At 40.3% G+C, this 7778-nt stretch carries 10 protein-coding genes; 4 read left to right on the forward strand and 6 right to left on the reverse strand.

What is annotated here, in order from left to right:
- The first annotated feature begins 182 nt into the window (after positions 1-182).
- The 3 genes from VJB08_01605 to VJB08_01615 are packed head-to-tail and all read left to right on the forward strand — an operon-like array spanning position 183 to position 1884.
- Positions 183-803: a glycosyltransferase gene (locus VJB08_01605; GenBank protein ID HLD42662.1), complete on the forward strand. Its 621-nt coding sequence runs from the start codon at positions 183-185 to the stop codon at positions 801-803.
- A gap of 34 nt (positions 804-837) precedes the next feature.
- The gene (locus tag VJB08_01610) at positions 838-1578 is read left to right on the forward strand and encodes a nucleoside phosphorylase (GenBank protein HLD42663.1); all 741 of its coding nucleotides are present in this window, start codon (positions 838-840) and stop codon (positions 1576-1578) included.
- Between the two features lie 54 nt (positions 1579-1632).
- Positions 1633-1884: a hypothetical protein gene (locus VJB08_01615; protein HLD42664.1), complete on the forward strand. Its 252-nt coding sequence runs from the start codon at positions 1633-1635 to the stop codon at positions 1882-1884.
- Between the two features lie 23 nt (positions 1885-1907).
- Here VJB08_01615 and VJB08_01620 read toward each other — a convergent pair whose 3' ends face one another.
- Together VJB08_01620 and VJB08_01625 are read right to left on the reverse strand one after the other, a co-directional pair.
- Positions 1908-2096 (reverse strand): type II toxin-antitoxin system HicA family toxin, encoded by a 189-nt coding sequence (locus tag VJB08_01620; protein ID HLD42665.1) that lies wholly within the window; start codon positions 2094-2096, stop codon positions 1908-1910.
- A 194-nt stretch (positions 2097-2290) separates the two neighbouring features.
- A complete protein-coding gene (locus tag VJB08_01625; GenBank protein HLD42666.1) occupies positions 2291-2512 on the reverse strand; it encodes a type II toxin-antitoxin system HicB family antitoxin in 222 nt (73 codons plus the stop codon).
- A 109-nt stretch (positions 2513-2621) separates the two neighbouring features.
- Here VJB08_01625 and VJB08_01630 point away from each other — a divergent pair, with 109 nt between their 5' ends.
- Positions 2622-3284 carry an endonuclease/exonuclease/phosphatase family protein gene (locus tag VJB08_01630; GenBank protein HLD42667.1) on the forward strand — a complete coding sequence of 221 codons (663 nt, stop codon included), beginning with the start codon at positions 2622-2624 and terminating at the stop codon, positions 3282-3284.
- Here VJB08_01630 and VJB08_01635 read toward each other — a convergent pair.
- From VJB08_01635 to VJB08_01650, 4 genes are read right to left on the reverse strand one after another with little or no spacing between them, the layout of a single operon-like run.
- Positions 3262-4374 (reverse strand): hypothetical protein, encoded by a 1113-nt coding sequence (locus VJB08_01635; protein HLD42668.1) that lies wholly within the window; start codon positions 4372-4374, stop codon positions 3262-3264. The genes VJB08_01630 and VJB08_01635 overlap by 23 nt on opposite strands.
- Positions 4352-5383 carry a glycosyltransferase family 9 protein gene (locus VJB08_01640; protein ID HLD42669.1) on the reverse strand — a complete coding sequence of 344 codons (1032 nt, stop codon included), beginning with the start codon at positions 5381-5383 and terminating at the stop codon, positions 4352-4354. The genes VJB08_01635 and VJB08_01640 overlap by 23 nt, the downstream gene beginning before the upstream one ends.
- Positions 5380-6525: a Gfo/Idh/MocA family oxidoreductase gene (locus tag VJB08_01645; GenBank protein ID HLD42670.1), complete on the reverse strand. Its 1146-nt coding sequence runs from the start codon at positions 6523-6525 to the stop codon at positions 5380-5382. The genes VJB08_01640 and VJB08_01645 overlap by 4 nt, the downstream gene beginning before the upstream one ends.
- On the reverse strand, positions 6525-7511 hold the full coding sequence (locus VJB08_01650) for a phosphotransferase (protein ID HLD42671.1): 987 nt from the start codon (positions 7509-7511) through the stop codon (positions 6525-6527). The genes VJB08_01645 and VJB08_01650 overlap by 1 nt, the downstream gene beginning before the upstream one ends.
- Positions 7512-7778 lie beyond the last annotated feature (267 nt).

Genomic DNA, 7778 nt, shown 5'->3' on the forward strand with positions numbered 1-7778 from the left:
TAGACCTCTTGACCTATAAAGGAGTCCATCGTTTGTTGAAAGAGAGAATACTCAAGGAAGAGGTTAAGATATTATGAAAAGAGACCCATTGGTGTTTATAGAGCACATCCTTGAGAGCATCGGGAACATAGTGTCTTTTTCTTAACTTTTATCGAAGATATTTGGAAAGAGAGGTGAATTTTTTGGAAGAACTTATGTTGGGGGACCTGAATCTTATACCAAGTTTTCCTGAGTTTAGTAAAATAGATACGGGAGAAAATTTAATTCATACAGGACCGCTGTTATATGAAGGGCAGAGAAATAAAGTTAACTTCAAAGCTATAAGAGAAGCAATAAAAGTTTTTGTGTATATGGGAAACTTCCCTGATCCCGGATGGCACAAAGTAAGGAATTATCTTCAGACCCAACTAATGAATAAGGATATTGGATTTGTATGGGCGACTGGAAATCAGGAGGATAAGTCACAGAATAATCCTCCAATTTACTGGCAGGGGTATGTTTCGGGTTCATCAGCAATTGAAGGCTGTGATTTGTATTTAAATCATGGCGGCCATTCATCATGCATGCGGGCGATGGCAAAAGGGACTAAATCGATTGTTATTCCAACAAATTCAGAAAGATTATGGAATGGAAGGCAATGCGAAGTGTTAAAGGTAGGAAAGGTTTTCCCTCTATCCGAGCTTTATGGGCTTACTGAAACATTTATTAAAGAGTACTGCAAAAGTAAAACCGATACAGTAAATCTCAGCAAATATGAGTCAGTAAGGCAAGATGCCGTCAACAGGATTATACGGCTAATATAGCAAGAAATATAAAAAGCCAATACAATCCATCATTATGACAACCCCTTTATTTGAGACATATGACCAAAAAGACGTTCTCATTAGTCCTCAGGACCAAATCTCAAATTTCCATAGAAACCACAATGCCAAAATAACCAAACTGCCGTCGACCTGTATCCTGGCGGCTATGAATCCGAACAGAATAGAAAGGAATCTTCAAGGCTGGAAGCTCAAAAGGCAGATGCAATTTATTCCCGGATCTCCTGATTTCCCCTTAAAAATCTATCAAAAGGGGAATAAAGAAATGCTAGTAGCATACGGCGGGATGGGCGGCGCAGCATTATGCAACACATTGGAGTTAGTTATAGCATTAGGTGTCAAAAAAGTGTATATGATAGGTATGTGCGGAGGCATCACAAACGCAAGAATAGGGGATATTGTTGTTGCTGAGAAAGCCATCCGTGATGAAGGGATATCCTATCACTATCTTGAGCGATCCAAAGAAGCTAAAGCAAGCGTCTCAGTTAAACTCCCAGCTAAGTATGGGGCGGTCTGGACAACAGATGCTATGTACAGAGAAACACTCACAAAATATCACAAATATAAGAAACACGGAGTTCTTGGCGTTGACATGGAGACCGCTTCGGCATATGCAGTTGCAGAGTTCAGAAGGATAAAGATTGTTTCGTTGCTGGTGGTATCAGACATTGTAGAGCCAGAAAAATGGAATCCGCAATTTCATAATGATAAGGTTGAAGATGGAATTAAGAGGATACTGAAAGGACTGTCTATTTAGAAAAAAGTATTTAGCAATGCCGATTTTCATAGTTGCTTATGGGTTTTTTACAGTTTGAAGAATTTCCTAAGGACCTCAGAAGGCTCTGACCAGTTAAGCCTCTCTGACCTCAACCTAGATGCAGAGGTGGACAGCATTGATGCTCATCTCTTCGCAGACAAGGTGGCAAGAGGCGAGGCAAACCAGAGCGACCTTCTTGTATTTATCGAAGAGTTCCAGAGAAGGAATCCTGAAGACCAAGCAACATTGGCAGTTCTCCAAGCATTGAGGACAAGCAGTGTTGAGGATTGGGGGATGTATAGGTAAGAGTGTTTCTGGCTGAGAGATAGCTAAAGAAGATTTAAGAATTTCTCTTTTTTCATTCCAGCCTGCCGTATAATCTCAAGAAGGGTTCCTTTATCTATCTCTTTATGATTTGGAACAACTACTGCTTTAGTTCCATCTGTAGCCGCTCTCTTAAGGATAATATGGCTTCCTTTCTGCCGCGCAATAAGAAACCCATCCTTTGCCGGTCGCATTGAAAAGTTGCTCACTTCGTTCGGCAATGCCAAGTTCGCCTCGCGTTTATAGATGTGGTAAGCGACATTTCCCGTGTGGAGCATCCCCTGTGTCGCTGATCTCTTTTTTATTTCAGAGGCTCACAAGAAGGCATTGCATCACTTTTCAATGCGACCCCTTTGCCAGCACTTTTATAACTTCCTTTCCAGAAAGCCTAGGCAATTTTTGCATGTTCTTTTAAAGAAAATCTTGCAATAATGGCTTCCTTGCCCTTGAACTCTTTTGGAACTCCCATCTCTTCTATATACAATTCAACTGCTTCCTTAAGATTTTCCAAGGCTTCCTCTATTGTATATCCTTGGCTTACAACATCTATCTCAGGGCATAACGCAACAAATTGTTTCTCTCCTTTTCTAATAATTGCTGTGAATTCCATAGCAGATCACAATTGTACGTGGAGTGCAATCTCTTTTATAAATCTTGTTATTTCGAGACCTAGGTCTCCGTAGCAATGTTTTTAAAGCATACGGGACTCAAATATGATTATGAGGTTAGGACTCTTCTCCCTCAATCTTGGAGGCATTTCAGTCATTGATCCTAAGTTTAACGTCCTTGTGAGTCTCTTATCAGAGTGTAATCCTGATATTGCTTTATTTCAGGAAATCAGAATTCGCAAGGGCATGCCTGATCTGCTTGGAACGCTGCAGCAGAGGATTGGACTGCCGCATAGAAGATACGATCAAAGCCACGATTTTGCTAAAGATTATGGCAAAGGTAAAACTCAAGACGAGCAGGTTATTGAAGGGCTGGGTGTCTTATCAAAAATGGAGTTTACGACTTCATCCAAAAAGCTTCCCATAATAAAGGGTGTAGATAGGTGGCCGCGCATAGCTGTCAAATATAGGTTTGATAGATTTACCGTATGCAATCTTCATCTAAGCAAGTATCCAAAGACAAGAAAACTCCAGGTGAATCGCCTCCCTGAAGCAGATATGTATGTTGGTGATTTTAATATGTCTCCAACAGAAGTAAGGCGGGCATTTCCCAGCATGGTTAATTCGTATGATGTGGATCAGTATACATCATTTCCATCAGAGAATGCAACTTACGATTATGTGATATTGCGCAGAGGGAAGTTTATCGCCGTAAGTTGCAAGCAAGACTCCATTTCTGATCACAGGGCTATTATGGCTGTGGTTGATTTGTAGTTGATTTTATGAACGATTCTATTTCAGCAATGACCTCTTGTTGTGTTTTGACACGAGGAGTAAGGATAGCGGCGTTGTCTTCACTAAAAGTCAAGTTTATCCTAGATTTCCCTACACCCATGCGGGTATAAGAATAAATAGTTGGACCCCTATACGTGCGCTCAATTCCGATGTTAGACTGGTGATCTGAGAGCACTATCAAATTCGCATGACTCGGCTCAAGATTTCTGAAAGTCTCCCCTATAAGATCATCAATGAATTTAAGACTCTTAACTTTGTCATCACGTGTTTTTTTTCTGGACGCCTCAGATGATTCTTTGACATAAACAATAGCAGAGCAATCCCTCTCTGAATCACCAGCAATACATGGAAGGACTCTATCTGTGAAATCTTTCATTTTTGTATCATACTGAAAAAGGTCATTCTCCAGAATATCTGGATTTTGCGAGATACTGACCCCAACAAGATTAAAAGCTTCCACTAGAGATCCCACTGCCCAGCCATAAAGAGTTGTTGGGCGTATTGTTGAGAGGTTTGCCGGACTGTAATCTTGGAGTAATACGGGGTAAACATTTAAATCACGCTTTGAAACCAAAAATTGAAGTTTGTTTAGATAGTCTTCCAAACCTTCTTTTCCTTGAGAAGCCACACACCAACAGTTGCCTTTCCTGCTGATGTTGCTTTTTGTTGTCTTGGTATGGGGAAATTCTTGGCTTAGGGAATCAAGGACATTTGACAGATGTTCCTCACCAATAAGTCTAGGCGCCTTATCCCATCCCTTCATAGGATCGTAATTCTTCTCAATTATTCTGAATAAAGCAACACTAGAGAATTTTTGCAGATCGATGCCTGCTCTCATCAACTCAAGACCAGCCCTCCCTGGGTTATGATTAGGATCAAGGCCAAAGAAATAGGGAAACACAACATACGTTTCAGGATTTGGAACATAAGGTCTTGTCGATGGCTCATACAAACCAATTTTTCCCGTACTACTAATCCTATCAAGATATTGGTGGGAGGCGATATCTAAAGTAGTTGGTTCGTTTCCAAACGATTCCGTTAGACCGTCAAGCAGGAAGTAGAGATTCATGAAGTTCACCGATAGCTTTTTCAACTGCCTTAAATACCTGAGAGGGGAGTATATAATTTATGCAAGGTGGTCCAATTGATTTGCAAGTTTCAGAATCTTTATTAGTATCACAAGGAAAGGGACTGAGTACAGGTATCTCCGTTGAGGATAGCGTTCCCCAAATACTTGGAGTCGTATGCCCATAGAGACTTATAACGGGGAGCCCTAAATAACCCGCAATATGTTTTAGACCTGTATCAATTGTGATAACCAAGTCAGCAACAAGCAGATTTCTAACTTGGGTCTCAGGAGTTTCTGCGGCGTATATGATTGCCCCTATTGATTGAGCAAAACCCAGTAATTCTGGCATCTCATATGTCGCGCAGTTAATTATTAATTGCGCACCTGTGCGTGTAATAAGACGATCCGATAACGCACACCAATTATCTAGATCCCATTCTTTATAAGAGAAATTAGACTTCGGCACAAGGCTTACAATTGGACGTTTTGAATATCGAAGCTTTTCTTCCAATGAGTATTGGTAATCATCTGCAGTAGGATACAAACGTAACATATCCTTACCCAAAGTAATGCCAAATGCACCGAGTCGATTGCTGTAGTTTTGTACATTGTGTACATCAGAATCAATTATTCTATCCTCAAGAAGTTCTATAGGAGACATAGGATTAAAGAATGCAGGGCAACGGCATTTTGCCGTCCTTATCTTAGCAACATGCAACGTTTGTAACCATTCTATGTATTCAGGACTGTTAAAAGAAGACGAATGCAGATCTGATAAGACATCGATACCCATGTCATTAACGTGAGTTACTGAGATCTCAGGATGGGATGGATCAAATGGTATAACCTGTTTATATGCTCCATAAACCTCGCTGAAACGACTGAATTTTTCGAGAGTAACCAGAGAAAATCGTTCAGAGGCCGTCTCTCCAATTAGATTACTGAATGCGCTTAATGCTGCTACATCTCCAAAGAGGCCGTAAAGTATTGCCAAATAATTCTTTTTCATTGCGCTTGAGTAACCTGATGGATTATCTTTAAGATCTTAAGCCCGAAGGAGAATGTTGATTGCTTGGGCGGGATTTTATCAGACCATGTCCTTAAGATAGTATCAAGTCCATAGAAGAAAGAGTCATGGGGGAAGTGGGGCCTAAAAACCTCGCATATTGGAGTATCTCTCCGTAAAGAGGTGGTAAGATTATATACTCTTTCTGAGCCTATTTTTTTGATTTCCATAACACAACTTCCTTCAGTACCTTCAACACGAATCCATGACTTGCCTGATGGAGAATCCTGATCAGGGCTATTAAGCCAAGAATTCTCCACAAGTAATGTAGTAGGGATGTGTCCTTCTTCACCTAAGACTATACTAACCAAGCTTCTGAGATCAATAGGAGTGGGAATGGGCTCACCAGAGATTTGTTGACCCGGCTTCGAATACTCGATTGAAAGGGTTTTGAGAGAGATAATTTCTTTATGAGGGCCCGCAAGATAAAGAGAGAGTCCTATTGTATGAGGACCCCAATCATAGAGCACCCCACCTCCAGATTTGGATTTATCAATTCTCCACAAAGGCGCGTCTCTCCATTTTGCTGGTCCTGGATTCGCCATACATGTTTCAATGAGGATTGTATCCCCGATCGCTCCATGTTGGATTTTATCCTTAAGATGGTTTATAGGAGGATAATACATATAATTATCTAAGTATCGGACATTTTCTTCAAATAATGAGTTATAACAAGGTAATAAGTCTTGAAGTGCTGCTAGATCAGAGGTAATCGGTTTCTCTAAGATGGCCTTCTTGCCGTTTCTAATAATATCCATGACTAAATCAATATGAGTGTAAGGGGGTGTTGTTACTAGGAGTACATCGCTCTGCGAGAGAATCTCTTCTTTATTAGAAACGGTTCGAAGTTGTTTATAAAATTTCCTTGCTCGTTCTTGAGCGGAAGGAAAGAAAGGATTATAAGACCTTTGGAATAAGCCTTCATCTAACCAGCTTTCAAAGTTATGCAGGGTTCTGTCGAGAGCTTGGGGATCTAGATCAAGTAGAGTAACTCCCTCTACAGTATCCAAGAAAGGTAAGATAGGAAGATAGGCATCATGCATAATTTGACCTGTACCAATAATACCAAAACGTATGCCGCTCATCAAAAAGTCTCCTCGATTAAGACTAATGACAATTCGGATATAGAATTGCCTCCAAAAAGCGCGGCTAATTTTCTAACTTTAGCTGCATAATTACTAAAGAGATTAAAATCCCCTTCTGCTAAAGCTTGCGCACCAAGAATAAAATTGTGATGGAAATACGCCCTCCACAGTTCATCTTCACTTAGATGATCGCAACGTTCTTGGATTATTTCTGTAATCTGAGCAAATGGAAGATAAACTCTGTCTGCTAGAAGTCTCCCAAAATCATACTCCTTTGGACCAAGTCTCAAATGATCAAAATCAATGAATCTGCCATCAATGATATTGCCGTTCCGAGCATCACCATGGATATAATAATGTTCAGAAGATTGATTAAAGAGTGTATCGTAAACAGCACATGCAACTTCAGAAAACCAAGATCCGAATCTTTCATAACGTTCATAAAGATCAGAAGATCTGGTTGGAAGAGAACGAGTTTTCATTTCTCCAAGGTAATCAATGCTATCAAAAACCAACCAGCTAAACAGTGGAACATCTTGTTGTAGCGAAGTGGAAGTGAGGAGATAACCCTTCCTTCCTAAGTCAATATTTTGCATTTCATCGTGCAAAAGCGATAATTGTTTGATGTTCTTTATTAGACTCGTTTCTCCATCAGAAGGGTGAGGGGTAATCTCTCTGCTGACGAGGCAATGGATATCCCTATTAGAGAAAACAAGTATACTTTGCTGTGCAATTGCGAGGTTATTAGGGGTAGTGCTTATTACAAGAGAATTGTAGGGTCTCTGTACTTCTCCTTTACTATAGAATTTTAATAAGGTGCCTGAATGCTCTGCTTTGTGTACGATATGATGTTCAGGAGAAACGCTGGATGCATTTAGAGTAGGAAGAATAGCATTTATATCATTAAGAATCGCTTCAAGATTGGAAGGTATTTCGATAAAAACAGCTTGCCAGGATTCAGTGAGAGGGATTGGTAGATTAATCATTGGGGATTGATTCTGGGCGTTTTAGTGTTTACAGATTTAAAGTAGATTTCTTAGTAACTACTAGAGAAGAAGTATTTGTTTAAATAGATTTCTTTTTAATTTTATAAGGGATTGTCCCTATCCGACAGGCTCAGACTTGCTAAGCCTCTCTGACCTCAACCTAGATGCAGAGGTGGACAGCATTGATGCTCATCTCTTCGCAGACAAGGTTGCAAGAGGCGAGGCCAACCAGAGCGACCTTCTTGTTTTCATTGAAGAGTTCCAGAG

Source organism: Candidatus Nanoarchaeia archaeon (assembly GCA_035290625.1).
Classification (GTDB): domain Archaea; phylum Nanobdellota; class Nanobdellia; order Woesearchaeales; family DATDTY01; genus DATDTY01.

Excerpts from the sequence above, each read along its gene's own strand:
- VJB08_01640 (HLD42669.1), bottom strand. The coding sequence starts at position 5,383 with ATGAAAAAGAATTATTTGGCAATACTTTACGGCCTCTTTGGAGATGTA.
- VJB08_01635 (HLD42668.1), bottom strand. The coding sequence starts at position 4,374 with ATGAATCTCTACTTCCTGCTTGACGGTCTAACGGAATCGTTTGGAAAC.
- VJB08_01610 (HLD42663.1), top strand. The coding sequence starts at position 838 with ATGACAACCCCTTTATTTGAGACATATGACCAAAAAGACGTTCTCATT.
- VJB08_01625 (HLD42666.1), bottom strand. The coding sequence starts at position 2,512 with ATGGAATTCACAGCAATTATTAGAAAAGGAGAGAAACAATTTGTTGCG.
- VJB08_01645 (HLD42670.1), bottom strand. The coding sequence starts at position 6,525 with ATGAGCGGCATACGTTTTGGTATTATTGGTACAGGTCAAATTATGCAT.
- VJB08_01630 (HLD42667.1), top strand. The coding sequence starts at position 2,622 with ATGAGGTTAGGACTCTTCTCCCTCAATCTTGGAGGCATTTCAGTCATT.
- VJB08_01650 (HLD42671.1), bottom strand. The coding sequence starts at position 7,511 with ATGATTAATCTACCAATCCCTCTCACTGAATCCTGGCAAGCTGTTTTT.
- VJB08_01620 (HLD42665.1), bottom strand. The coding sequence starts at position 2,096 with ATGCGACCGGCAAAGGATGGGTTTCTTATTGCGCGGCAGAAAGGAAGC.